This window comes from Primorskyibacter sedentarius (assembly GCF_004342065.1).
Classification (GTDB): domain Bacteria; phylum Pseudomonadota; class Alphaproteobacteria; order Rhodobacterales; family Rhodobacteraceae; genus Primorskyibacter; species Primorskyibacter sedentarius.
Map to the genome: position 1 here is coordinate 49,275 of NZ_SLZU01000019.1, position 24,713 is coordinate 73,987.

Annotated in this window: 23 protein-coding genes and 1 pseudogene; 19 read left to right on the top strand and 5 right to left on the bottom strand. The window is 59.6% G+C overall.

From position 1 onward, the window contains the following. Positions 1-48 precede the first annotated feature (48 nt). The 3 genes from EDD52_RS18875 (at position 49) to EDD52_RS18885 (ending at position 2,878) form a co-directional block, all read left to right on the top strand. Complete coding sequence (locus EDD52_RS18875; protein ID WP_132247877.1) at positions 49-693, top strand: peroxiredoxin; 645 nt, start codon at positions 49-51, stop codon at positions 691-693. A 53-nt stretch (positions 694-746) separates the two neighbouring features. Beyond that, on the top strand, positions 747-1,190 hold the full coding sequence (locus EDD52_RS18880; RefSeq protein WP_132247879.1) for a Dps family protein: 444 nt from the start codon (positions 747-749) through the stop codon (positions 1,188-1,190). A gap of 470 nt (positions 1,191-1,660) precedes the next feature. After that, the gene (locus EDD52_RS18885) at positions 1,661-2,878 is read left to right on the top strand and encodes a TsoY family (seleno)protein (RefSeq protein WP_132247881.1); all 1,218 of its coding nucleotides are present in this window, start codon (positions 1,661-1,663) and stop codon (positions 2,876-2,878) included. Between the two features lie 148 nt (positions 2,879-3,026). Here EDD52_RS18885 and EDD52_RS18890 read toward each other — a convergent pair whose 3' ends face one another. Then, positions 3,027-3,578 carry an RrF2 family transcriptional regulator gene (locus tag EDD52_RS18890; protein WP_243652015.1) on the bottom strand — a complete coding sequence of 184 codons (552 nt, stop codon included), beginning with the start codon at positions 3,576-3,578 and terminating at the stop codon, positions 3,027-3,029. 57 nt (positions 3,579-3,635) lie between these two features. Between EDD52_RS18890 and cydD the strand changes: the two genes are divergently transcribed. From cydD to EDD52_RS18935, 9 genes are all read left to right on the top strand, one after another. Further along, entirely contained in the window at positions 3,636-5,303 is a 1,668-nt protein-coding gene (gene cydD / locus EDD52_RS18895) for a thiol reductant ABC exporter subunit CydD (protein WP_243652016.1), read from the top strand. Then, positions 5,300-6,940, top strand: coding sequence for an amino acid ABC transporter ATP-binding/permease protein (locus EDD52_RS18900; protein ID WP_132247883.1), 1,641 nt, complete (start codon positions 5,300-5,302; stop codon positions 6,938-6,940). Before cydD ends, EDD52_RS18900 begins: the two co-directional genes overlap by 4 nt. A 124-nt stretch (positions 6,941-7,064) precedes the next feature. Then, the gene (locus EDD52_RS18905; RefSeq protein ID WP_132247885.1) at positions 7,065-8,675 is read left to right on the top strand and encodes a cytochrome ubiquinol oxidase subunit I; all 1,611 of its coding nucleotides are present in this window, start codon (positions 7,065-7,067) and stop codon (positions 8,673-8,675) included. Positions 8,676-8,680: 5 nt separating this feature from the next. Next, a complete protein-coding gene (cydB, locus tag EDD52_RS18910) occupies positions 8,681-9,844 on the top strand; it encodes a cytochrome d ubiquinol oxidase subunit II (protein WP_132247887.1) in 1,164 nt (387 codons plus the stop codon). 14 nt (positions 9,845-9,858) lie between these two features. After that, positions 9,859-9,999 (top strand): cytochrome bd-I oxidase subunit CydX, encoded by a 141-nt coding sequence (gene cydX, locus EDD52_RS18915; RefSeq protein WP_132247889.1) that lies wholly within the window; start codon positions 9,859-9,861, stop codon positions 9,997-9,999. Between the two features lie 82 nt (positions 10,000-10,081). Continuing rightward, a complete protein-coding gene (locus EDD52_RS18920) occupies positions 10,082-11,059 on the top strand; it encodes an SLAC1 anion channel family protein (RefSeq protein WP_132247891.1) in 978 nt (325 codons plus the stop codon). Between the two features lie 31 nt (positions 11,060-11,090). After that, complete coding sequence (locus EDD52_RS18925; protein WP_132247893.1) at positions 11,091-11,531, top strand: hypothetical protein; 441 nt, start codon at positions 11,091-11,093, stop codon at positions 11,529-11,531. 152 nt (positions 11,532-11,683) lie between these two features. Continuing rightward, positions 11,684-13,000, top strand: coding sequence for an NAD(P)/FAD-dependent oxidoreductase (locus EDD52_RS18930; protein ID WP_132247895.1), 1,317 nt, complete (start codon positions 11,684-11,686; stop codon positions 12,998-13,000). Positions 13,001-13,011: 11 nt separating this feature from the next. Next, positions 13,012-13,365 carry a DUF5368 domain-containing protein gene (locus tag EDD52_RS18935; protein ID WP_132247897.1) on the top strand — a complete coding sequence of 118 codons (354 nt, stop codon included), beginning with the start codon at positions 13,012-13,014 and terminating at the stop codon, positions 13,363-13,365. 174 nt (positions 13,366-13,539) lie between these two features. Here EDD52_RS18935 and EDD52_RS18940 read toward each other — a convergent pair. The 3 genes and pseudogenes from EDD52_RS18940 to qhpG all read right to left on the bottom strand — a co-directional run. Then, positions 13,540-13,925, bottom strand: a pseudogene (locus EDD52_RS18940) (hypothetical protein); the annotation flags it as partial. 69 nt (positions 13,926-13,994) lie between these two features. Continuing rightward, on the bottom strand, positions 13,995-14,483 hold the full coding sequence (locus EDD52_RS18945) for a transposase (protein WP_165907590.1): 489 nt from the start codon (positions 14,481-14,483) through the stop codon (positions 13,995-13,997). 69 nt (positions 14,484-14,552) lie between these two features. Then, positions 14,553-15,833, bottom strand: a complete 1,281-nt coding sequence (gene qhpG, locus EDD52_RS18950) for a flavin-dependent monooxygenase QhpG (protein ID WP_243652017.1) — start codon at positions 15,831-15,833, stop codon at positions 14,553-14,555. A gap of 183 nt (positions 15,834-16,016) precedes the next feature. Here qhpG and peaA point away from each other — a divergent pair, with 183 nt between their 5' ends. The 7 genes from peaA to qhpR all read left to right on the top strand — a co-directional run bounded on the left by peaA (position 16,017) and on the right by qhpR (position 23,970). After that, positions 16,017-17,573: a quinohemoprotein amine dehydrogenase subunit alpha gene (gene peaA / locus EDD52_RS18955; protein ID WP_132247901.1), complete on the top strand. Its 1,557-nt coding sequence runs from the start codon at positions 16,017-16,019 to the stop codon at positions 17,571-17,573. A gap of 9 nt (positions 17,574-17,582) precedes the next feature. Then, complete coding sequence (peaB, locus tag EDD52_RS18960; protein ID WP_132247903.1) at positions 17,583-19,070, top strand: quinohemoprotein amine dehydrogenase maturation protein; 1,488 nt, start codon at positions 17,583-17,585, stop codon at positions 19,068-19,070. Further along, a complete protein-coding gene (qhpC, locus tag EDD52_RS18965; protein WP_132247905.1) occupies positions 19,067-19,393 on the top strand; it encodes a quinohemoprotein amine dehydrogenase subunit gamma in 327 nt (108 codons plus the stop codon). Before peaB ends, qhpC begins: the two co-directional genes overlap by 4 nt. A gap of 5 nt (positions 19,394-19,398) precedes the next feature. Next, positions 19,399-20,487 carry a quinohemoprotein amine dehydrogenase subunit beta gene (gene peaD, locus EDD52_RS18970; RefSeq protein ID WP_132247907.1) on the top strand — a complete coding sequence of 363 codons (1,089 nt, stop codon included), beginning with the start codon at positions 19,399-19,401 and terminating at the stop codon, positions 20,485-20,487. After that, positions 20,487-21,140, top strand: coding sequence for a subtilisin-like serine protease QhpE (gene qhpE / locus EDD52_RS18975; protein WP_132247909.1), 654 nt, complete (start codon positions 20,487-20,489; stop codon positions 21,138-21,140). The genes peaD and qhpE overlap by 1 nt, the downstream gene beginning before the upstream one ends. Continuing rightward, positions 21,137-22,846, top strand: a complete 1,710-nt coding sequence (locus tag EDD52_RS18980; RefSeq protein ID WP_132247911.1) for an ABC transporter ATP-binding protein — start codon at positions 21,137-21,139, stop codon at positions 22,844-22,846. Before qhpE ends, EDD52_RS18980 begins: the two co-directional genes overlap by 4 nt. 164 nt (positions 22,847-23,010) lie before the next feature. Continuing rightward, complete coding sequence (qhpR, locus tag EDD52_RS18985; RefSeq protein WP_165907591.1) at positions 23,011-23,970, top strand: AraC-like transcriptional regulator QhpR; 960 nt, start codon at positions 23,011-23,013, stop codon at positions 23,968-23,970. Between the two features lie 429 nt (positions 23,971-24,399). Here qhpR and EDD52_RS18990 read toward each other — a convergent pair whose 3' ends face one another. After that, positions 24,400-24,606 carry a zincin-like metallopeptidase domain-containing protein gene (locus tag EDD52_RS18990; RefSeq protein WP_279389276.1) on the bottom strand — a complete coding sequence of 69 codons (207 nt, stop codon included), beginning with the start codon at positions 24,604-24,606 and terminating at the stop codon, positions 24,400-24,402. Between the last annotated feature and the right edge of the window lie 107 nt (positions 24,607-24,713).

Here is a 24,713-nt window from a genome sequence, read left to right on the forward strand (position 1 = left end):
AGTCGCTATCTCAAGGTTGTCGAAATGATCGCTTGAAGGAATATAGACATGAATGAAGCTGTAAAGCCCGCCGGTCCGCGCTTGAACGAAGCTGCCCCGGCGTTTGATGCGCCCACCACCGATGGCCGCAAGACGCTTGAAGATTACCGTGGCAAATGGCTGATCCTTTTCTCGCACCCTGCGGATTTCACACCTGTATGCACAACCGAATTCATCGCCTTCGCGAAAAAACATGATGAGTTCACCGCAATGAACACCGAACTGTTAGGCCTGTCGATTGACAGCCATTACAGCCACATCGCGTGGATGCTGAACATCAAGGAAAAGTTTGGCGTGGAAATTCGCTTTCCGATCATCGCAGATCTGAACATGGCCGTTGCTCAATTCTATGGGATGATTCAACCGGGAGCTTCGGACACAGCTGCCGTTCGCGCCACCTTCATCATTGATCCCGAGGGCGTTTTGCGCGCGATGGTCTATTATCCCATGAACGCGGGCCGGTCCGTGGACGAAATTCACCGCCTGCTGGTCGCCTTACAGACCGCCGACGAAAATCAGTGTGCCATGCCTGAAAACTGGAAACCAGGTGATGAGGTGATCGTACCGACACCTGCCACACCGAATTCGGCGATGGCCCGTGCGGGCGAAGGCTATAACACCGTGGATTGGTATTTTTCGACCCGCGCCCTCTGACAAATTCAGAGTGGGCCAGATGGCACGCCCCCTCAAAGAAAAGGAACAGTCTTATGACATCTGTATCGCAATCAAACATCGACTCTCTCAACGCCGTTCTGGGCCAGACTTTCAGGCTCTATGTCCAAACGCATGGGTACCACTGGAATGTTGAAGGTCCGAACTTTCGCCAGTTGCATGTCGTTTTTGAGGAGCAGTACCAGAATCTTTGGGCGGCGCTGGACGTCATCGCGGAACGTATCCGCACCCAAGGGGCTTATGCTCCAGCCAGCGTAGCGGCGCTGGTGGCACTGGCTGGTCCTGAAGAGGAGCCTGCCCAATCGGCTGAAGATATGGTGGCAAGACTTATCACCGGGCACGAAGCGCTTGCCAACGCCATACGCGACGCCATCAAGACGGCTGCGGAGGCAGAAGATGAAGTGTCCGTCGGCGTGCTGTCCGATCGTCTTGAATGGCATGAAAAAGAGCTTTGGATGATGAAGGCGAGCACGCGTTAGATCCGTTACCACGTCACGACCACAGTGTTTGCCTCTCTAAACGGGGGCAAGCACTGATACAGGATACACCTCAGGACCAAGCCCATCTTCAAAGCCTTCTTGGACGCGACTACGGGAAGTTGGGCGTCGCTGTATGGCGACCCAACGGGATGGAGGGAGCGAGCGTCGATCCGGTGCTGAATCTAGATCCGTCTTAAGGGGTCTATCTCTTAGCACGAGATGCCAAAAATCGGACCTTGCCAATGCCCAGACTCTTGTCGGCGCCGCAGTAGGCAAACATCCGAGGAGGGCATCTGCGAGCTTAGGAAGACAACGCTCGTTCGGACCTGAAGATTCCGGTGAAGTGCCTTTCCTCACGTTGATCCGGTTGGGTGCCTACGTCCGGCGCACAAGGATTGATCTGAGTCAAAGACATATTCTTAAGACTGAATATATTTTGGCCGCGAACACCGATTGTTGGAGCAAATGCAATGACCCGAAGCCAAAAGCACGTCGCCGAAGCATATTCGCCGCTCTACTTTCTGGCCTCTCTTGGGGCAGGGGGGCTGACCGTCACATTCTTCATGTACCTGATGTTCTGGGTCCCGCACGCAGGTCGGACCGTGCCAATCTTCGAAGATCTGATGGCTGTCTTTGCCAATGGTCCGATCCTGCTTCAGGCAGCTGTCGTGGTGGCAATGGCAGGCATTGCGATCTTCGCCTTCCTTAACGTGAAGTCGTTGATCTGGAACTTGTCTTCCCTGTCACGCTTTCGAAAGACAAAAAGCTACGAAGCACTGCGCTCTTCGAATGGTGAAACCACTTTGTTGGCTGGACCTTTGGCTGCAGCAATGACAGTCAACGCCATGTTCATACTCGGACTCGTCTTTGTTCCCGGGCTTTGGCGGGTGGTGGAATACCTGTTTCCTTTGGCACTGATAGCGTTCCTCGCGATTGGCGTTTGGGCGTTTCTGCTGATCGGCGACTTTCTGGGCCGTGTGCTAACCAAAGGCGGCGTGTTCGATGTAACCGCCCACAATTCCTTTGCGCAGCTTATGCCAGCCTTTGCACTGGCGATGGTGTCCGTCGGTCTGGCTGCCCCCTCTGCGATGAGTGGCAATGCGCTGGTTGTTGGCGCGTCGCTCGTCTTGTCGACCTTCTTTGGTACCGCCGCGATCCTCTACACGGTTGTCGTCGGCGTCACTGCATTCAGTTCGATGTTGCACTATGGCACCGCACGCGAAGCGGGTCCGACACTGATGGTGATCGTTCCGATTATGACCGTGTTGGGCATCATGTCCTTGCGCCAAAGCCACGGATTGCATGTGGGGTTTGAGCTTCATCAAACCGCAGGCGAAACCATGATCTTTCTTGCCCGCCTTCTGACCGTGCAGGTTCTGTTTCTGATGCTTGGGCTGCTGGTGCTGCGCCGTCAGGATTACTTTGCTGATTTCGTGTTTGGCCATAAGAAATCGCCCGGTTCATATGCGCTCGTCTGTCCCGGGGTTGCCCTTTCGGTGATGCTGCATTTCTTCATCAACAAAGGTCTGGAGGCTGCGGGACTGATCGGCAAGTTCGGCATCGCATACTGGAGCCTGACCGCCATTGCCTTGCTGGCTCAGATCATGATGATCGCACTCGTTTTTCGGCTGAACCGGCAGCATTTTTCGGCCAAGGGGACGCCGGACAACATGGTGCCAGCCGAATAAGGCTGTACCGAACTGAACACGGTTCCGGCCTTCTTCCAGCAAGGCCGGGATTAACTTGGAATATAGACCGTCCCATTTGGCCGGGTAACCCAGAATACCGCAGCGTGCGATATCGTCGCAAAGTGCAGACACGCGCGGTTATTTGGACCTAGACGACCGGTTTCGAGCTTTCGTTGCAGGAAAGGGCGCCTCTGGGCGACATTTCCAAAAGGGACGCGAGTCCGCAGTTGCCTTTTACAAGATCAGCCAGCGTAACCATATCAAGCTCGTGATAGAAGGCTTCGAGCGCCCGCGAAATGTAGGTGCGCAGACGACAGGTGGCTGAAAGCGGACAAGAGTTCGTCTCCTGATCAAAACATTCCGCGAAAGGAACACCAGCTTCGAAGACGCGAAAGACAGCGCCGATCGATATCTGTTCCATAGGACGCGCAAGGCGAAGCCCGCCGCTGCGTCCACGGATGGTTTCAACAAATCCGCTTCCGTGCAAAAGGTTGACGACCTGCAGCAGGTGATGGGTCGAGGCATTGCATTTCTCGGCAATTTCAGACGTACGAACAGTGACGCCTTCGTTGACAGCGCAGGCCATCAGAATGCGGGCAGCCAGGTTTGTCCGTATGGTCAGGCGCATATAAGTCCTATCAGGATTGCGAGTTTTAGTATTCTTGCTTGCCAGTCTGGCGATGTATTTGATCCAGATCACATAAACGCATTGCAAACTAGGATAACTGACATTTAAAACTCAAGTTAAGAGGGCTGTGTGGCGCATCAACAAAGCAGTGGTGAAGTCAAACCCTATGCGATTTCATCAAGCGATTGGCTTACTCCGGGCCGTAAATGCCAGAAGGGGGCCGCGGTTTTCGCAGTTTTGGCCAGCCTGGTCTGGCCGGTGCAAGCGGCGTTGGTCGCGTTCGCGCTCGGGGGGCTGCTGACGGGGGCCGATGTGTCGCCCGTTTGGGTCGCTTGCGGCTTTATCATCTTGGGTGTGGTGCGGGCCGTCCTTGGGATCAAATCCGAATCTTTGGCCGAAACCGCCGCAGACCGCGTTGTCCACACGGCGCGCGCGCATATTGTTGCGTCTGAGGCTAAACGCGCCTCGGACAGCCCCTTTGGCGGTGCGGGCGGTATTTCAGCTTTGGCGAGCGAAAAACTGGATCATCTGACCGCCTATATCACCCGCTATGCTTCGGCGCGGGCGCGCGTGATGGTCGTACCAATTGTCATCTTCGTGCTCGCCCTGTGGTCTTCTTGGGCCGTCGCGCTGATCCTTCTTGTTTCCGGTCCTCTCATTCCCGTGTTCATGGCACTGGTCGGGATGGCCGCAAAAGAGGCAAGCCAACGCCAGATGGCCGAGATCGGGACATTGAATGATCTTCTTGTCGAGCGATTGTCGGCGCTCGTTGATATTCGGCTGCTGGGGGCGAACGAAACAGTCCTTGACGGCTTCTCGGCACAGGCAGGCGACTTGCGCAAACGCACGATGGCCGTTTTGCGGGTGGCGTTCCTGTCGTCCACCGTGTTGGAGCTTTTTGCCGCCATCGGTGTGGCGATGGTGGCGGTCTATGTCGGCTTTTCGCTTCTGGGTGCCCTTGAATTCGGCACTTGGGGTGGTCCGTTGTCCCCGCATACGGGCATATTTCTTTTGCTACTTGCGCCTGAGTTCTATCAACCGATGCGCGATCTGGCGGCAGCCTGGCATGACAAAGCCTCTGCCGATGCCGTCTTTACCGAGCTTTCCGAGTGGAGTGGGATCGAAACTCCGAGCTTGCTGGGGCAGGGCGGCTCCGCAAGCCCGCTTGCCGGTCCCGCCAGCGTAACGTTGCGGGGATGTGCCTTGCCGGGCGGCGGTGTCCTGGATGACATTGACGTATTGCCCGGCGAAAAAGTTGCTCTGATGGGGGCAAGCGGGACCGGCAAGACGTCCGTTTTGCGGATGATCGCAGGGCTACTTTCGCCGGTTTCGGGCAGCGTTCTGGTGGCCGGTCGACCGCTGGACACGACGACGGCGGATGCCTGGCGCACGCGGATCGGTTGGATGCCGCAGGCGCCCCGCTTTCTGAATGCCAGCTTGCGCCACAACCTGACGCTTGGCCGGGGCAAAGACCCGTCACAGGCACTGGACCTGGCCGCAGTGGGGCAGGTTGTTGCAGCCCTTCCGCAGGGCTTGAATACACGCCTTGGCGAAACCGGTGGCGGTCTTTCTGGCGGCGAGGCGCGGCGCATTACACTGGCCCGTGCAATTCACGGCGATCCGGACGTGATTCTGGCGGATGAGCCGACCGCTGATCTGGATGCGGACACGGCAGCGGCTGTGACCAGCGGGCTTCTTGCGCACGCGGATCGCGGCGCAACGCTGATCGTGGCGACACATGACAGCATTCTGGCTGCAAAGATGGACCGGGTCATCTGGATCGGACGCAGGTCATGACAGCTTTGTGGCGCATCTTCCGATTGATCCTGCGTGAACAACCAACCGCCCTGTGGCGTGGCGCCGTTCTCAGCTGTGTTGTCCTGTTGATGGGCGCTGCATTGCTGGGGCTGTCGGGGTGGTTTATCACCGCTGCCGCCGCTGCGGGGCTGGCGGGTATGGGCGCAGTGTTCGACGTCTTTCGCCCCTCTGCGACGGTGCGGCTTTTAGCACTTGGCCGCGCCGCCGCGCGCTACGGTGAGCGAATCCTGACCCACGACGCCACCTTGAGGGCCTTGGAATCCCTCCGCGTTCGGCTGCTTGCCGGGCTTGTTACGGCTCCTTATCCCCGGATGATCCGCATCAGGGGGGCTCAGGCACTGAACCGTTTGACGGCGGATATCGATGTCTTGGATGGCGTGGCGCTGCGGCTCGTCTTGCCCGTAATGGCCGGGGTGATGGCGCAAGTGGTTGTGTTTGCGGTGCTCTGGGCCTTGGTCGGGCTGCCGGTCGCGCTGTGGATTTTGGCGGGCTATGTCTTCGGCGGATCAGCGATCTTTGTGCTGGCTACCCGCAAGACGGCGCGCCTGTCACGCCGGGCCGAGGCGGCAGCTCAAGCATTCAGATCGCGCCTGATTGACCTGATACGCGGCCGACGCGACCTAGCTGTTCAGGGGCAATTGGTCGCGCAGGCCGATTTTGCATTGGCGGCTGATCGTCGACGCCGCGCATTGCAGACGCAGCAAGACCACGCTGAACGCCTTGCTGGGGCGGCCCTGCACATGCTGGGTACTGTGATCGCCGGGGGCACGTTGTGGTTGGGGATCAAGATGGTGCAGGCGGGCGATCTGGCACCATCGTTTGCCGCTCTTGGATTCTTTACAGCCCTCGCGCTGGCGGAAACCATTGCGCCCCTGCGTCGGGCGGCCAGCGATCTGGGGCGCATGGCCGAAGCTGCCAGACGCGTATCGCGCGATATCGCGGTGCCATTGCCAACATCCGCACCCTCCGCCGCGACAGGCGGGCGGTTGCAGATCCAGTCAGTGGCTCTGCTTCGCGCGCTCTCAAAGGTCCCTGTCCTCAAGGATCTGAGCTTTGATGTTCGATCTGGCGAAACCGTTGCGCTGACCGGGCCAAGCGGGTCTGGAAAATCTACGCTGCTTTTGTCGATTGCGGGTCTGCATCCGGTTACGACCGGGCGGATCACACTGGGCGGTTTGTCGATTTCCGATTGGGATGAGAAGTCACTTCGCGCAGCCGTCGCGCTGTTGCCGCAACGCAGCGTCCTGATGAGCGGAACGGTCGCGGACGCGCTTCGACTTGCCGCTCCGCACAGCGACGATGACACGTTGTTGCAGGTTCTTGAGGCCGTTCAGCTTAATGGCGTTTTGCAGGCAAGAGACGGTTTGAACACCATTATCGGTGCAGGTGGTGACGGATTGTCCGGCGGCGAAGCGCGCCGATTGGTCTTGGCGCGTGTCTTGCTTCGCCGTCCGAAGGTACTGCTTTTGGACGAGCCGACCGAAGGGCTGGACGAACCCACTGCTCAGGCCGTGCTTGCAGGGGTGCGCCGGTTCTTGCCGGGCGCGGCTGTTGTGATCGCAGCACACCGCCGTGTTGAAACAAGATTTGCTGATCGAACCGTCAGTGTAAATTAACCTGCATCACAGATACGACTTATTGATTTAGATCAAAGTCACACAACGCTCTTCTCTAGATACATTCCAAACAGAGAATTTGAAGTCGGGGGGGATTCGGTCCCCGATATCTGGAGCAAGAGATATGGAATTTGGGATCGTCGAGCTGTCACGCCTGCAATTTGCGGTGACGGTCATGTATCACTTTCTCTTCGTGCCGCTGACACTGGGTCTGTCGATCCTCGTGGCGATCATGGAGACGGTTTACGTAATGACCAACCGCCCGATCTGGCGGCAAATGACAAAATTCTGGGGCATGCTGTTCGGGATCAACTTTGTTCTCGGGGTGGCGACAGGCATCACCATGGAATTCCAGTTCGGAATGAACTGGAGCTACTACAGCCACTATGTCGGCGACATCTTCGGGGCCCCCCTGGCCATCGAAGGGCTGATGGCCTTCTTTCTTGAAGCAACCTTTGTGGGGCTGTTCTTCTTCGGATGGGACAAGCTTAGCAAAGTGGCTCACCTGACGGTGGCTTGGCTCGTGGCCATCGGGTCAAACTTTTCGGCCCTCTGGATCCTGATCGCGAATGGCTGGATGCAGAACCCTGTGGGGGCCGAATTCAATCCCATGACCATGCGCATGGAGATGACCGATTTTTTTGAGGTTCTCTTCAACGAGGTCGCGCAAGCGAAATTCGTGCATACGGTATCGGCGGGATATGTCACGGCATCGGTCTTCGTGATCGGTGTGTCGGCTTGGTATCTGCTGCGCGATCGCCACGTTGAACTGGCCCGTCGGTCCATTACGGTCGGTGCCGCTTTTGGTTTGGCCGCGGCGTTCTCTGTCGTCCTCTTGGGGGATGAATCTGGTTACTCTGCGACACACAGTCAAAAGATGAAGCTCGCCGCGATTGAAGCCATGTGGGAAACCCACGAGGCCCCCGCGCCCTTCAATCTGGTTGGTTTTCCGGATCAGGAAGCGCGCGAAACGCACTATGCGATAGAAATTCCATGGGCGATGGGCCTAATCGGCACCCGTTCGCTGACCACCGAAATTCCCGGGATCAACGATCTGGTGGCGCAGGCCGAGGACCGCATCCGCTCTGGTCTGATTGCATATGAGGCGCTGTTAGAAGTGCGGGAAAATCGCGACGCGACGGACCCGACGGTGATGGCCACCTTTGAAGAGCATTCGGCCGATCTGGGCTTTGCCTTTCTGCTCAAGAAATATGTCGACAATCCGCTGGACGCGACCGAAGCGCAGATCCTCGCCGCCTCAAACGACACCGTCCCGATGGTCTGGCCGTTGTTCTGGGCGTTCCGCCTGATGGTCGGCCTTGGCTTCGGTTTCATCGCGACGATGCTGTATTTCTTCTATCGCGCATCCTTCAAGGGCATGAACTTCCCCCGACCGGCCTTGCACCTTGCCGTCTGGATGATCCCCGCGCCCTGGATCGCGGCAGAGCTGGGCTGGTTCGTGGCCGAGTTCGGACGCCAGCCCTGGACCGTGGACGGCGTACTGCCGACGGCGATGTCCGTCAGCGCGCTTTCGATGACCGAAGTGGCGCTGACGCTCGCAGGCTTTGTGATCTTCTACACGATCCTCTTCATTGTCGAGATGGGCCTGATGCTGAAATACATTCGCAAGGGGCCGTTTCAGGATGTCGAAGAAACCGAGGCCTGGAACACCCGTCACAATGATCGCCTGGCAGGTCGGAAGAATCCCGACTCCATCGCCATGCCTGCGGAGTAAGAACAATGATCCTGCATGAGCTTATGAGCTACGAACTGCTTCGCGTGATCTGGTGGAGCCTTCTGGGGGTGCTGCTGATCGGGTTTGCCCTGACAGACGGGTTCGACATGGGGGTCGGCGCTTTGCTGCCCTTCGTCGCAAAGACGGATATTGAACGCCGCATTGCGATCAATACGGTCGGCCCGGTCTGGGAAGGCAACCAGGTCTGGTTCATCCTCGGGGGTGGTGCGATCTTCGCCGCATGGCCACCGCTTTACGCGGTCAGTTTCTCTGGCTTCTATCTTGCGATGTTCGTGATCCTGGCGGCCTTCATCGTGCGGCCAGTGGCGTTCAAATACCGATCAAAGCGGGATGACCCGCGCTGGCGAAGCGTTTGGGATTGGTCCCTGTTTGCCAGCGGTGCCATCCCCGCGCTCTTGTTTGGTGTGGCTGTCGGCAACGTGATCCAGGGGGTTCCGTTCCACTTTACCGATGATCTGCACACCATCTACGAGGGTGCATGGTACATGAAGTTCATCGGCCTGCTTGATCCGTTCTCGATCCTTGCCGGTGTGGTGTCTTTCGCAATGCTGGTGATGCACGGCGGCGCGTGGTTGACCCTGAAAGCACAAGGTGTGGTCCAGTTGCGGGCCCGTATGATCGGATCCATTGCGGCACTGGTGGCCGTCGGCGCGTACGTTCTGGCGGGCCTGTGGATGGCCGTCGGTATCGAAGGCTACCGGATCGTTGGGGATTACGTCACCAACGGCCCGTCAAATCCATTGCACTTCGAGGTCGAGCGCACATCCACGTGGCTGAGCGCCTATGCGGATCGTCCGTGGATCACTGTCGCGCCGCTTATCGGGATCGTGGGCGGATTGCTGACCTTCCTCGGTCTGAGGGCAGGGCGCGAAGTTTCAACACTGCTATTTTCCAAGATGGCAATCCTTGGCGTGATCTCTTCGGTGGGCTTGACCATGTTCCCCTTCATCATGCCCAGCTCAAGTGATCCTCAGTCCTCCTTGACTGTCTGGAACAGCTCATCCTCGCATCTGACCCTGTTCATCATGCTGGTGGCCACGGCGATCTTCATGCCGCTGATCCTGATGTACACAGCCTGGGTCTACAAGGTGCTCTGGGGCAAGGTCACCGAGGCCGATGTCTCTGAAAACTCTCACTCCGTTTACTGAAGAAAGGAAATTCGATGTGGTATTTCGCCTGGATTTTGGGCCTTCCACTGGCCGCTATCTTTGCCGTCATGAACGCGATGTGGCTGGAGCTGAAAGAAGACGAACGCAAGATGGCCGGAGGCGCAAGCGCTTCTGCTCAGGCCCCACGGTCCTGACCGAGGGGCTGGTCCGGCGGCGGTTTTCTTTCCCCGCTGCCGTGCCGCGAACCCAAAACCTCACAGACAGAAAGTCAGTCTAATGTCAGCTTCAGAAGCAGATCAGGCAGTCGGTTCGCGGCTTGCGAACCTGCCCATCACGTTCTTTGCCGTCGGTATGGGCATGATGGGGCTGACGTTGGCGTTGCGTGCGGGCGAAACCAGTTTTTCCGTCGGGCATGGCGTATCGGTGATCGTGCTTGTGGTGTCTGTGGGAATGCTCGCCGCTGTCGCGATGGGGTACGCGGCCAAGGCACTCTACTATCCTGACAAGGTGACCGAGGATTGGCACCATCCCGTCAAGATCGCTTTCTTTCCCGCGATCTCGATTTCCTTGCTGCTGCTTTCCACCGCGTTGATGAAGACAAGCCCGACAATTGCCGAACCGTTGTGGCTGTTTGCGACAGCGTTGCAGGGTGTTCTGGCGCTGTCTGTGATCTCGGCATGGATCGGGCACCGGCCGTTCCAAACTCAGATGATGACGCCCGCCTGGTTTATCCCGGCCGTGGGTAATGTCATCGTCCCGCTGGCGGGCACCCGCCTTGGCTATTTCGAACTGTCGTGGCTGTTCTTTTCTGGCGGGCTGATCTTCTGGATTGTGCTGCTGACACTAGTGATGAACCGCTTGATGTTCCACGACCCGATGCCCGGCAAGATGATCCCGACGCTGATGATACTGGTAGCACCTCCTGCCGTCTCGTTCAGTTCCTGGCTGCGCTTGAACGGCGAAGTGGACGCCTTTGGGCACCTCCTGCTTAGTGCAGCGTATGTCTTTGCGCTGCTTGTCACAACGCAGACGGCGAAGCTGCGCAAGTTGCCGTTCGCGCTGTCATGGTGGGCGTTGTCCTTTCCGATCGCAGCACTGGCGATTGCCAGCTTCGGCTATGCGCATCAGGCGAGTTCGGTTGCGCATCAGATGATTGGCGCAGGGCTGCTTGCGCTCCTGATCGCGGTTGTGGGCCTGCTGATTGTCCGCACCGGGATGGCCATCCGCGCAGGCACCATTTGTGTCCCTGAATAAACGTTCCAAATCGCATCAAAGGAGTTCAAGAATGCGTCTTTCCAAAATCCTCTCTGCTTCCGCTCTGGCCATTGGTCTTGCCACCACTGCGCAGGCCGAAGACCCCAACAAGCTGATCACCATTCTGACCGCACCAGAGCCGCAGACACAGTTGATGGCAATGGTACTGACCATGAATGCGATCGCCGCCGGTGCTCAGGCCGAGATGCTGCTGTGCGGGCCGGCCGGTGACATCGCCTTGAAGGACGCGCCTGCATCGGCAACTGTCGGCCAACCGCCCATGGATGCCAGCCCTCAGGGGTTGATGAAGATGATGATGGCTCAAAAGGGCCTGAAGGTTCAGGTCTGCGCGATCTATCTGCCCGGTAAAGGGGCGGATGCCTCCGTGCTTTTGGACGGCGTTACAGCTGCTGCACCCGATGCGATGGGGTCCGCGATCGTCGCAGAAGATACGACAGTCATGAGCTTCTGAACGTTCGATGAAACCGCTGTTTCGCGTCACGCAGGGGCGCTTTCATCGAAGACATGGCTGAAACTTTGCTGCGCCTGCGCCGTTTCGGCGGTGCGGGTGTGGGCAAGACCCCCAAAGCCGGATTAGCAAGGCCTACTGAAAGGAACTGCAGAATGAAGAATATCAATGGCATCCAGGCATCGCGGCGCGCCTTTCTGGGATTTGCACTCGGTGGGCTTGCGACCGCTGCCGCTGTGCCGCCTGCCGCAGGGCAACAGGTTCAGACGAATGCGCGTATCGTAATCATCGGGGCAGGGGCGGCCGGTACCTCCCTAGTGAACCGCCTCTGGCGGCGGCTGGAGGGGGCCGATATTACCATTCTCGACCCAAGCGCGGAGCATCTTTATCAACCGGGCCTGTCGCTGGTGGCCGCCGGTTTGAAGCCAGCCTCCTATACGCAATCCGAAACTGCAGAGTGGCTTCCGAAAGGCATCACTCTGATCCCCGAGGCCGCCGCTGCCATTGACCCTGTCGCCAAGACGGTCAGCACAAGTGGCGCGCATACTCTTGCGTATGATTTCCTTATCGTTGCACCGGGTCTTGTTCTGGATCACGACGCGATAGAGGGATTTTCGCTCGATCTGGTTGGATCAAATGGCATTGGTGCGCTTTATGCCGGTCCGCAATATGCGGCCAAGACATGGGAGGCCGCATCCAAATTCACCCAAGAGGGTGGCGTTGGTATCTTCACGCGCCCCGCAACAGAGATGAAATGTGCTGGCGCCCCACTCAAGCATACCTTTCTGATCGAAGATATCGCCACACGTACTGCCGGGGCGGGCAAACATGAAATGCACTACGCGTCGAACAATGACAGTCTCTTTGGTGTTCCGATCGTTTCAGAAAAGGTGCGAATGCTGTTCGAGGATCGCGGCATTACCCCCCAGTACAACCATGTGCTCAAAGCGATGGACCCCGGCCGCAAGATCGCGACATTTGCCACGCCCGATGGAGATGCGGAGATGGGGTACGACTACCTCCATGTCATCCCCCCGCAGCGCGCCCCCGATGTGATCCGGCAATCGGGTTTAAGCTGGGCCGACAAATGGACGGATCAGGGCTGGGTCGAGGTGGATATGAAAACCCTTCGCCATCTGCGATATCCGGATATTTTCGCGCTTGGCGATGTGGCAGGCGTACCCAAAGGCAAAACGGCGGCTTCGGTGAAATGGCAAGTCCCTGTCGTCGAGGATCATCTGATCGCCGCCATTGAAGGGCGTGAGGGATCTACGATTTATGATGGGTATACGTCATGCCCGCTCATCACCCGTGTTGGTCGGGCGATGCTGATCGAATTCGACTACCACAACAACCTGACCCCGTCCTTCCCCGGCGTGATCGCGCCGCTGGAGGAGCTGTGGATCAGCTGGTTGATGAAGGAAGTGGCGCTGAAGGCCACCTATAACGCAATGCTGCGCGGCAAAGCCTGAGGAGAACCAACATGGAACAATTGACGCTCGAGACCCTGATCGCCGTATTCGAGGAAATTTTCGGCCGGCCGCTTTTCTGGGTCATGGTTGTTGCGGCGGCCGTCATTACGCTGGCCTACATTTATGTGCTGATCCGCGACCGTTCGGTATCCATGCGCAAGTTCCTTTTGGCCCAGCTGTCCATGCCGATCGGTGCAGTGGCTGCAGTTGTGTTTGTGCAGTCCGTGACGCATTCGCAGCTGCGTGACATTGGTGGACCGATCGACGTGATTGTTCTGCTGGGTGTCGCCGCGATGGGGGCCGTTGGGACCGCAATATTTGTCTACACCGCACAGTCGCTCCTGCGATGGAAACTATCGTCCTGATGGTCCAAATCCCAACCGAATACCATCAATCAAATTTGGCCCCTCGGGCGGGGCCTGTCAGTCTTTGATCCTCCGATTCCTAACTATAGAAGCGGACCACTCATTTTAGGGGGATCTGGTCGAGAAAACCAATACCGCCACGCGTTCAACTTCCTTGAGCGCATGCCCACAGCATCAGGAAGTTAATGCCCTTGTATGGCTCGCCATTGTGGTGCAGTGGAAAACATGCGCCGGATGCACTGCCGCGCGGATCTGTAGCTCGGCGGTCTGACGATCAAAGTCGCGGGCCAAGACGCGCTGACCGAGCCCTTTCACGCAATTCATCCGCTGACCGGCAGGGTATCGCGCAGCGATGTCCAAAGAGGATTTGTTTCGGCACGGCTTCGCCGGTGATATTCACTCCTGCGCCGCCAGAGCGCCCGACCGGGATATGTCAAGATGTGCAGCGCCTCGTTTCGTGCCCTGGCACCGGCGGTGGTTGGCTTCCTTGGTCTGGCGTTGCGGCGAGGCGGGAGGGTTGCGGCGTCGTGACAATTCCGTGCGTCAACGGCGCCGTCGGCCCACGCGAGATCGACCAACCTCCCTCCCTTCGGGGCTTCGCTCCCCGTCGGCCGAGGCGGAAATTCAGGTCAGACAACGGCCTCCTTTTTCCAAGTGAACTCTGTTTCTTTCTTCCACATCGTCAACTTGAGCACGGCGAGTTTTCGTGCGGCTGTCACGGCCGCCTTCGCGAAGCATCGTTGTCCTGCAAGGCGGACAGCCCAACTTTTCAAAGGCGTAAAGTTTTGGACCCGTGCGAGCAAGGTTGTCGCGGCCTCGAACAATAAGCTCCGCATGACGCCGTTGCCGCATTTCGGCACCCGGCCCGACCAATCCACTTCGCCGGACTGGTATCGTTTCGGCGTCTGCCCGAGATAGGCGCCCAGATCCGTCGTCCGGCTGAACCGACCGGGATCATCAACCAAGGCGATGACGCTAAGCTCGGTGACCGGACCAACACCGGGAATGGTCCTCGGACGGCGCGCGACAGGATGGGCCTTCTTCTTCTTGGCAGCATCGCTGTAGTTCTGTTGGAGTCCATGTTTCCCGGATGGCGCAGCCTCCCACACTGGATCCACACAGTGAATCCCAGACGCGCTTTGTGCAGTAAGGCCGGTCGAACGTCCAAAGCAATTGACGACATGCAGTCAGGCGTTCTCGTCGCAATCGGCCTTTAGCGTGGCAAGCCGGTCAAACAAGCCAAGCGCCATCGGCCCCCATGTCGCGGCAAGCTCTTCGCGGGTGCGGCCTGCGCTAAAAGCTTGCCAGAAGGTGGCGGCGGGGATCTTGTCGAACCAACCGATGCCTTCGGGTTCCTGCGGCGTGTGAAGGAGTTCCATCTCTTCGATCAGCCCGTTCCGGATGACCATGCCGGGCCTGACCTCTGCCCGTGTGACGGGAACATGCGCTGGCTGGTCATCGGGAAAACCTGCGCGGCTGATCCAGAAAGGCTCTGCGGTGAAGCGAGATTCAAGCCGCAGAAAATCGCGCCCGATCCGGGCGTTGCGCAGGTATGTCTCTCTCGCACGCTTTTCCAGATAGCGGCGGCAGAGCATCTGTGTCCCGGTACCGGGGCGTGCAGTCAGCGTGCGGCGCGCGGCGGCAGCCGAAAGTGCGCTGGAGACGGCCCAGAACAGACCATGCCCCGAAAGTGGATCCATCGCGGACAGCGCATCGCCAACGGGCAGGCAGGAGAGATCGGTGACGGGGGATGGCAGCAGCGGGGCTGAGGCGCGGGCGTGCAGGGCTGATTGCAGCGTGAACCGCCCAGTTGGCAGACCCGTGCGGCTGATCGCCTGCGCCAGCCGCTCTTCCATCGCTGCGGGGCTGCGCGCATCGGTTGTCAGCTGCGCCCATGTGCGGCCATCGGGCAGGGCGGCGCGCCAAAGCCATCCCTCGGGTAGGGCGGTGATGTCAAACCCGGGAGGGCCGGGACGGTCCTGCCGGTACCACCCACATATGGAAATGGTCGAAAAAGGCAGCGTGCTTCGTTCGCCATGCCGCCCCTGTCGGCCGCGCGCGTCGATCATCCAGCGTGCCGAAAGCCTGCGTCCCCCCGGCAACGAGACCTCTCTGCCTGATAATTGTGCGCTTGTCTTCAGCCACTGGGCACCTGCGGATTCGGCTGCGCGGCGCAAATGCGCGTCAAAGCGATCACGATCGACAGCGTATTCGGCATTGACCGCCTGTGGCTGGTTGGCCCAGTCGACCCTTCGCGGAAATGGTCCGATCGTGGCGCCGCCGTCGCCCAACCCGGTGACACGGAGCCAGCGATGCAGTCGTGGGCTGAGCCCTTCGATCCGGAGAGACGGTTTGGCGGGATCGATCAACAAGACGCGCAGCCCGTCGCGAGCAGCCAGCCATGCCGATACCGCACCTGCCGGGCCGCCACCAAGCACGATCATGTCGGGCCGCGAAAGCGCGGTCATGTCCGGGTTGCCTGCCATTTGATCACTCAACCGGGCGAATGTGGGCTGTGTCCTGACATTTCCGGCCAAATCCGCGCCGTGGCCGGAAATGTCAGGACGAACTGCCGCGCTTTTCGCCAGCCTGTGCAGATCGCAGCCACATCGAAGGCACAGGGCCTTTCGATCCGCCGGAGGACCATAAGAATGAAATCCAGAAAGCGTTTTGCTCTATCGATCAGCACCGCCTGTCTTTTGTTGAGCGGAAGCGGGGCAATACCTGTTCTTGCCCAGTCTGGCGAAGACATCCTGAACAATGTCTGCTCGGCCTGTCACGCGACCAATGATGACGAAACGCTTGAACGGATCGACGCTGTGCGCAAGACGCCGGAAGCCTGGGACATGACGGTAGTGCGGATGATGCGCAATCACGATGTCGCGCTGAGCTCTGATGAACGCCGGACCATCGTCGCCTATCTGGCCAACACGCGCGGGTTGTCGATCGCCGAAACGGAGGGCTGGCGTTATATTCTGGAGAAAGAGCCGGTGGCGACCGACAGTGGCCCCGACCAGCTGATGACCGAAACCTGCGCCCGCTGCCATTCTTATGCCCGTGTCGCCCTTCAGCGGCGCACGCCGCAAGATTGGGAACATCTGATCAATTTCCATCTCGGGCAATTCCCGTCGCTTGAATATCAAGCGCTGGCGCGGGATCGCGACTGGTGGGGCATCGCCAACGAGCAGATCATTCCCTTCCTTGCAGAGACCTTTCCGCTGGGCGACACGCCCGCTGCCTTCGATGGTGACCTTTCGGGGAGCTACGTTCTGGCGGGCCACGAGCCCGGTCGGGGCGACTATAACGGAACGCTGGAGCTTACCGCGAGCGATGGTGGCTATGATGTCAACATGACGCTCGACTTCGCCGATGGATCGGACAGCTACACCGGCAGCGGTCTGGTCTACGGCGCGGGAGAGTGGCGCGCGACGCTGACCTCGGGCGATACGGTGATCCGACAGGTGATGGCACTGGAGGACGGCGCCATGTCCGGCCGCTGGTTCGTGGCCGATCAGGACCCTGTCGGCGGAACGCTGACAGCGCGACCCGCGGACGCAGCGCCTGCGATCCTCGCGATGAGCCCTGCAGCGATCCCCGTGGGAACAGCAACCGAGATCACTCTGACTGGCAGCAGCCTTTCGGGTGAGCCCGCTTTGCCCGACGGAGTGAGCGCAGAGGTAGTAGAGAGTGGGCCGAACAAGGTGGTTCTTTCTGTCGTCGCGCAAAGCGAAGGCACCTTGTCTATCGGACTTGGCAACATTTCTGCCCCGACGGAACTGGCCGCCTATGACAAGATCGACCGCATCACCATCGTCCCTGATGTTTCTATCGCGCGGATCGGCGGCAATGGCGGCCCGATCCCCAAAGTGCCTGCGCAATTCGAGGCGGTCGGTTGGGCCGACGGGCCGGATGGGGCGCCGGGCACCGAGGATGACCTCTATCTCGGCGTGATGGATGTCAGCTGGGCCATTGAGGACTGGGACGAAGCTGCCGCTGCCATTGAGGACGCGAAATACGCAGGCACCATCGATAAAACCGGACTTTTCACACCCGGAGACGCCGGACCAAACCCCGAACGGTTCATGGGCACGAACAACACCGGCAACCTGCGCGTCGTCGCAACCTATGCCGATGGCGCAGAACCGTTGACTGCCGAGGCGCATCTCTACGCGACCGTGCAGCGCTTTGTCGACACCCCGATCCGCTGAGGAGGCACCATGGGAGAACTGACCCTAATCAAGCACAATGCGCACCGGGTTGACGTGGATGGCCACGCGATGCTGATGCATGTGCCCAGCTCGTCACTGTTCGAACTCGATAAGGTGTCGTGCGATGTTTATGACCTGTTTCAACGCAGCGCGGCGGTCGATGCCGGTGCGATGCAATCATCGTTAGGCAGCACATATGCGCCGTCAGAGCTGTCTGACTGCGTCCAGAGCTTTTTGGATCTGGACATCCTGCGCGATGCCGCGGAACCAGAGGTCGCACGCAAGATCGTGAAGGTCGAGGAGATCCCGCTTTCCACGATCATCCTCAACGTCAACACGGGCTGCAATCTGGCCTGCACCTATTGCTACAAGGAAGATCTGGCGATCCCGTCCAAGGGCGAGAAGATGGCCTTTGAAACCGCGCGCCAAAGTTTCGAAATGCTTTTGAAGCAAGCGCATGAGCGTGACCGGGTGAACGTGGTATTCTTCGGCGGCGAGCCTTTGTCGAACATGCCACTGATCCGCGAGCTGGTCGCCTATGCAGAACCGCGCGCGGCGGAACTGGGCAAGGTGGTGGATTTCAGCCTGACCACAAATGCGACCCTGTTGACCGAAGAGATGGTGGACTGGTTCAACGAGCATCGCTTTGCGCTGACCGTTTCCATGGACGGGCCAAAAGCGTTGCACGACATGAACCGCAAGACGGTGGGCGGCAAAGGCACCTACGACGTGGTCGAGCGTAAGGTCCGCATGTTGCTGTCCCGCTATACCGCGCGGCCTGTCGGCGTGCGCGTCACGCTGACACGCGGTGTCACGGATGTGATCGGCATTCACGACCATCTCAAGAACGAACTGGGCTTTGCCGAGGTGGGTTTTGGTCCTGCAACCTCTGGCCCGATTGCCGTGTTCAACCTTGACGACGGCGCGTTGAAGCAGGTGTTCGAAGACATGAAAGCACTGGGGCGCCGCTATACCGATGCCGCATGTCGTGGCGAGAATATCGGCTTTTCGAACATGCACCAATTGCTGACCGATATTGCGCAAGGCACCAAGAAAGCCGTGCCCTGCGGTGCCGGGCTGGGAATGCTCGCCGTCGACAAAGAAGGCGACCTGCATCTGTGTCACCGTTTCGTGGGGTCGGACGAGCCGACCTACGGCAATGTGGACACAGGTATAGACGTGCCCAAGCTCGCGGATTTCATCGAAAAGGCGCAGGATCGGTCGGCATTCGGCTGCAAGACCTGCCGCATCCGGTCGATCTGTGCGGGCGGATGCTACCATGAAAGCTATTCCCGGCAGGGCGATGCCTTCGCGCCGGTTTATCACTACTGCGATGTGATGCGGGAATGGGTCGATTTCGGGATCGAATCCTATGTCAGGATTATGCAGGCCAACCCGGACTTCTTCCGTTCGCAGCTTGAACCCCGAATGTCGAAACCCGGCTATTCGCCGTCGCGGCCCGAAGCCTCTGATATCGTCAAGGAGATTGCTCGATGAAACATCTCACCCCAGCAAATGCGAAGGCGAAAGCCTTTGTCGAGGCTCAGGCCGAGGGCCGTGAAGAGGAAGTCGTGGCGATGAACAGCCTTGTCGGCTGCACCACCTCTTTTGATCCCGGTTGGGAGGTTGACGCCTTCGGTGCTGTCTCCAACCTGTGCCAGCCGATGGAAGCGGACCTTTACGGCTGCGCCGATCCGTGCTGGTGGCCCGCGCAGGTGGCAGACACGCTGAATACCTATCCTGATTGGAGCGCTGGCGCCGACAACGTCTCGGAAGACTGGCGCAACCTTCAATCCGTCTTCCCGGAGCCGAAAGGATGAGCCTGATGAAATTACCCAACCTCGCGTTCCTTTGCGCCGCGGCCAGCTTTTCGCTCGCCGCCGCCCCTCTGTCCGCCAAGGATTACATCCTTGCGCCTGCCCGCCCGGACAAGCTCGTCATCGTGGATGCCGAGGCGATGACCGTCGACAAGGTCATCACGCTTGAAGATGCAGGGCCCACACCGATGGTACCGGTTGTCGATGAAGCTGGACAGTTTGCCTATGTCACGATCAACAAGTCGGAGAGCATTGCCAAGGTCGACCTGACCACTGGCGAGACCGTCGCCCGTCGCGATCTCAGCACGGCCGATACGCGGATCAAGACGATGTTCGGGATGGATCTTGCGCCGGATGGCAGCCAGCTTGCCGTGTTTGAAACGCCGGTCAAGCTGATGACTTCTCACTACGAGGTACAGCCGACGCGGATTTCACTGGTTGACACGCGGTCGCTGGAAACGGTGAAGACATTTGAGGTGCCGCGCCAGATCACCGTGGTCATGTTCTCCACCGATGGCAGCCGCATCTATGGGCTCGGACGACAGATGCATGTCTTCGACGCAGAAACTGGCGAACATGTGGACGACTATCCGATCCAGGACTGGAAAACCGACAGCAACTATTACCCGTCGGACGTTCTGGACGCGTGGAGCCAGTTCGAAACCTCCGACATGCTGGTTACGCCCTTTTACACCGCACGCAGTGACATGAGTCTTGAGGACCCCGAAGCCTATCGTACCGGGCTGTTGACAATGGATCTACGTAGCGGAGAGATGCAGATGCGCGACGTACGCTCCCTCGACGTGTTCTATTTCTCGACCGCGGCCAACCCCGACAGGACCCGTGCCTACGGCGCCTATAATGTGCTGGAAAGTTTCGACCTTACAAGCGGGGAGCCGATCAAGCGGGTGCCGCTGCCGCACAGCTATTATTCGGTGAACGTGTCATCGGACGGCCAGACCGTCTGGCTGGGTGGCGCGCTGTCGGATCTTGCGGCTTACGATGCTGAAACGCTGGAAAAGAAGGGGCAGGTCGATATGCCTGATGGCGCCGCCATGTCGCTGGCCAGTATCCGGATCTTCCAGCGCGAAGAGTGATGGTCCGGGTCGGGATCATCGACAGCGGACCGGCTGTGTTGGATGGCGCCGATGCACTGGCGTTTGATGCCGACGGTCAGGCCTGCCCGGCCCAGCCTGACCGGCTGGGCCATGGCAGTGCCGTCGCGGCGGTGATCTCCCGCGCTTGTCCGGCAGCACACCTGCGGCACGCGCAGGTCTTTGAGGACCGGGCCGTCACATCGGCCCTGCGTGTGGCCTCGGCGCTTGACTGGCTGACGACTTCGAGGGAGGTCGATGTGATCTGCTTTAGTCTCGGGCTGGCAGCGGATCGGGCCGTTCTGGCCGATGCCGTTGCCCGATCCCTCGCCGCCGACGTCGTGCTGGTGGCGGCCCATCCCGCGCAAGGCAAAGCTCCGTTCCCAGCGGGATATCCCGGTGTGATCGCTGCAACCGGAGATGCGCGCTGTACCTGGAGCGAAGTCTCGCATCTGGGCAGCGACGTGTTCGGTGCCTGGTGCAATTCGCCCGAACGGGGCGGGCAGGGCATGGCGGGAGCGAGCCTTGGGGCGGCTCGGATCACGGGCCATGTGGCTGCGCTGCTGTCCGAAGGACATGTTCGCGGGCCACAGACCATCATCACGACGCTGATGCGCAATGCTGCTTACGCCGGGCGGGAAAGGCGCAGCGCATGACGACCCGCCAGCGCCTGTCCGAGTTGATGATCCGCCGCGTATTCTTCGGCGCAGATTGGCTGACTCCGGTCATGGCGCGGGCACTGCCTGGCACGGCGACTGTTCTGGCGCTGTCGCTTGTTGCCGCCTGTGCCGGGTTGGCGGCACCGATGATCACCAAGGCGGTGATCGATCAGGGGATCATGGGCGGCGACATGGGCGCGCTGCTCTTCTGGGCGGCGGTCAGTTTCGCGGTTGGACTGGGCTTGGTCGCGCTTGGTATCTGCACCAGCATGCAACATCTGCGCGCTTCGATGCGGATGCTGGGCGACCTGCGATTGACCATTCTTGGGTGCGCTCTGAACCGCAACCCCGCCATGCCTGACCTAACGGTCGGAGAGGTACAGACGCGGATTGATGGCGACACGGCGGAGATCCAGAAATTTCTGTTCGATTCCGTGCTGGTCGCGGTGACGGCGCTGTTTCGGCTGGCAGGCGGGACCGTGCTGATGATCCTGCTGGACTGGCGGCTTGCATTGTTGCCGCTTCTGGCGGCACCGTTCGAACTGTGGTTCCTTTCATGGGCGCGCCCCGGCACACAGGCCCGGGCCGAGACCGTCCGGACGGAGCGGGGCGGACTGAATGGCCAACTGGCCGAGACCTTCATTCAGGTCGGTGGGTTAAGGGCTCTTGGCGCGCTGAATACCCGCGCCGACGGGTTTGAAACGCAACAGGGCGCGCTTTTTGATGCGCAGGCCCGGCAGAAGCTTTGGGCCGAAAGCGTTGGTGCTGTCAGCAAGCTGCTGACAGCAGTGATGCGCTCTGCCGTCCTGCTGGTGGGCGGGTGGTTGGTCATTCGCGGCGATTGGCAGATCGGATCCCTGGTGGCTTTTCTGGCGTATGCCGCGATGATGGCGGGCCCGTTGCGCAACCTGTTGGGGCTGTATCATGCACAATCTCGGGCCCGCGTGGCGCTTGCCCGGTTAAACGAGGTGGTTCGCGATGCTGCTGACCCCGAAGAGGGCGCGCCGTGCCCGCCCGCCTTCCAGCAACTTGGCTTTATCGGAGCGCGCGGGCAGGCGGGCGCCCACGCCCCGGTCAGCGTCACGCTTAAGGCGGGGTCGCGCGTGCTCGTCGACGGGCGGTCAGGGATCGGGAAATCACAACTGCTGTCAGCTATCATCGGTCAGGCCCCGCTGGCCGAAGGCCGGATCGAGCTCGACGGGGCGGATACCGCAGGATTCAGCATGGCCAGTCGGCGCCGCGCTGTCGCTTACCTGCCACAACGGCCCTGCCTGATCCGTGGCACGCTGCGTGACAACCTGCAGATCGGAAACGACAATCCGGACGATGCGGCACTGTGGCGCGTACTCGATATGGTCGATCTGGCAGGCTGGGCGCGCGGGTTGAGCGGGCTCGATACCGATCTTCACGAGACCGGTGCCAACCTGTCCGGGGGAATGCGGCAGCGGATTACGCTGGCACGCACGCTTCTGAGGTCGTCGCAGGTCTTCGTCTTCGACGAAAGCTTCTCCGAGATCGACGCTGAGAGTTGTGCCCGAATTCTGTCGGCAATCGAGGCGCATCTCGCCGATGCCCTGTGCATCTTCGTCGCCCATGCGGGGCCGGTGCGGTCGCTGGACTTCGCCCGGATCGTCGATCTTTCGGTTGAAACGCAGGGGGAGGACATGCGCGAACCCTGTGTAAGGCTGGTCGGGACAGGCTGAGACGCCGCTTGCCATTCTGCTGAAGTTTTCAGCATCTCCCCGCCCGGTTGATCCGGCAGGAGACATCGTGCCGACACATCCGAATTGTGGAATCGGTGACGCGTTGAAAAATGTGCTACGGTGAAGCTTGTTTTCAAAGGCGCAGCGAATTTCGGGGCCACGTCATGGATACTTCGGTCATTTCCTCCTCTATCGCAAAGTCGGTCTTCGACAGGCCGGTCGCTGCTATTGATGAAACGAGCGGTCCCGTGGCGGAAGTGCCGCTTAGTACCTTCGTCACGAAGTTGGAGAAAAGACGGGCAAGCCCGGGCGGGGCGCAATCAGCGTGGTTCAAAGGAGAACAGTTGCCGCTCGAAAGCCTTGGTGTCGTAGGAGAGGTGATCGCCAAGGCTCCGACACTGGGGGCTGCACTGCGCAAGTTCGTGCTTGGCCTCCCGCTGGTACAAAGCAACACGACCTTGTCGATGGAGATTGCCGACGACAAGGTGCGGGTCGGTTATCGCATCCTTGATCCGGACATCTGGCCAAGACGGGGGGATGCTGAATTGACACTCGGCATCATTCATTCGGTCTGCATGCGGTTCGGGATGGACCGGCACGCGCTCCTGGATGTGGGCTTTGAACATGAGGCCGACGGTGCCACCTGCTCGATTTCTCGCTACAACCGGACGGATGCGCTCTGCGACGAAAGCGAAAATTATCTGGTCTTCCCGGTGCGGTGCCTGTCCCTGACCCGGCAGGATACGGAACGTGTGGCGCATTTGAGCTGGGACGCGCCAGATCAATTGTTGTCTAGCCATCTGCGACATTTGCCAGTGTCGTGTCGCGTCCGCCAGAAGATATTGTACCGTATGGGGTTAGGTTCGATCGGACAGATGGACATCGCGTGCGAGCTTGGCTTGTCGGAAAGGACGCTGCGCCGGGCTCTGGCGGCAGAAGGGACCTCTTATCATGAAATTCGCGACGAGTGCCGCCGGTCAATGGCGCTGGCGCTGCTGAAACGGTCGAGGCTTTCGCTGAGCGACGTGGCATTCTCGCTGGGATACTCGGACCAGACAGCGTTTTCGCGTGCATTTTCCCGTTGGTTCGGCGCGCCCCCGAGCCGACATTGCGGCAAGGCCTGAAGCCCACGGCAATGGCGGCTCGGGGGCGTGCCAGCCTACATCAGTTTAGATAACGTCCTGTGCGCAGAATGATTGGCTGGTTTGACATCAGACAACAGGCCAGCGATCGTCGAATTCGCTAGGTCCGGCGAGCAATCGGCGAAGCTAGTCAGGTCGGGAGCTGGCCCATGGGACAGGTGATCCAGAAAGGCCACGTGAACTGGCTCGCTCCCGGCCGGGTCAACTGGACACCTTCAGGTCACAACCAGCCACGGGGCCGAGGATGCCACATCGTTCGCGCCAATGGCTCGCCATAGACCGCGCACAGGATTTCAAACTGAAACAGGGGAACGGGGATCATGCTCTCACCTCCGATTGAAGTCATAAGGTTAATTCCTGACCCCCAGCGTAGGTTCCCGCCCACCGATCTGGTCAGCGGGCAGGGGCCGCCTATGCGGCCTCTTGTTCGTCTGGTTGGGACTTGCTGCGACCCGTCAGATCGAGAACATGGTCAAAGGCTTTTTGCGCCTGAGCTGCTGCTGCGAAGATCGCGTTCTTGTCCGCCTTCAGGCATTTGAGCCAGCCCTCGACGTATGATGCGGTCTGATCAAAATGGGGTTCAAACCCGAGGTGAATGGCAACGAATGAGGAAAAGATTTCGGCCTCAAGTGAACCGCCCCGGGTTTACCGGAGAGTAAAACTCTTAAAAGGTGAGCCTCATGACAAACAAGAAACATACCCCGAGCTACACGGCCGAGTTCCGC

Bases quoted from the DNA above. Each gene is read 5' to 3' on its own strand.
- EDD52_RS18875 (WP_132247877.1), top strand. From the start codon at position 49: ATGAATGAAGCTGTAAAGCCCGCCGGTCCGCGCTTGAACGAAGCTGCC.
- EDD52_RS18880 (WP_132247879.1), top strand. From the start codon at position 747: ATGACATCTGTATCGCAATCAAACATCGACTCTCTCAACGCCGTTCTG.
- EDD52_RS18885 (WP_132247881.1), top strand. From the start codon at position 1,661: ATGACCCGAAGCCAAAAGCACGTCGCCGAAGCATATTCGCCGCTCTAC.
- EDD52_RS18900 (WP_132247883.1), top strand. From the start codon at position 5,300: ATGACAGCTTTGTGGCGCATCTTCCGATTGATCCTGCGTGAACAACCA.
- EDD52_RS18905 (WP_132247885.1), top strand. From the start codon at position 7,065: ATGGAATTTGGGATCGTCGAGCTGTCACGCCTGCAATTTGCGGTGACG.
- cydB (WP_132247887.1), top strand. From the start codon at position 8,681: ATGATCCTGCATGAGCTTATGAGCTACGAACTGCTTCGCGTGATCTGG.
- cydX (WP_132247889.1), top strand. From the start codon at position 9,859: ATGTGGTATTTCGCCTGGATTTTGGGCCTTCCACTGGCCGCTATCTTT.
- EDD52_RS18920 (WP_132247891.1), top strand. From the start codon at position 10,082: ATGTCAGCTTCAGAAGCAGATCAGGCAGTCGGTTCGCGGCTTGCGAAC.
- EDD52_RS18925 (WP_132247893.1), top strand. From the start codon at position 11,091: ATGCGTCTTTCCAAAATCCTCTCTGCTTCCGCTCTGGCCATTGGTCTT.
- EDD52_RS18930 (WP_132247895.1), top strand. From the start codon at position 11,684: ATGAAGAATATCAATGGCATCCAGGCATCGCGGCGCGCCTTTCTGGGA.
- EDD52_RS18935 (WP_132247897.1), top strand. From the start codon at position 13,012: ATGGAACAATTGACGCTCGAGACCCTGATCGCCGTATTCGAGGAAATT.
- qhpG (WP_243652017.1), bottom strand. From the start codon at position 15,833: ATGACCGCGCTTTCGCGGCCCGACATGATCGTGCTTGGTGGCGGCCCG.
- peaA (WP_132247901.1), top strand. From the start codon at position 16,017: ATGAAATCCAGAAAGCGTTTTGCTCTATCGATCAGCACCGCCTGTCTT.
- peaB (WP_132247903.1), top strand. From the start codon at position 17,583: ATGGGAGAACTGACCCTAATCAAGCACAATGCGCACCGGGTTGACGTG.
- qhpC (WP_132247905.1), top strand. From the start codon at position 19,067: ATGAAACATCTCACCCCAGCAAATGCGAAGGCGAAAGCCTTTGTCGAG.
- peaD (WP_132247907.1), top strand. From the start codon at position 19,399: ATGAAATTACCCAACCTCGCGTTCCTTTGCGCCGCGGCCAGCTTTTCG.
- qhpE (WP_132247909.1), top strand. From the start codon at position 20,487: ATGGTCCGGGTCGGGATCATCGACAGCGGACCGGCTGTGTTGGATGGC.
- EDD52_RS18980 (WP_132247911.1), top strand. From the start codon at position 21,137: ATGACGACCCGCCAGCGCCTGTCCGAGTTGATGATCCGCCGCGTATTC.
- qhpR (WP_165907591.1), top strand. From the start codon at position 23,011: ATGGATACTTCGGTCATTTCCTCCTCTATCGCAAAGTCGGTCTTCGAC.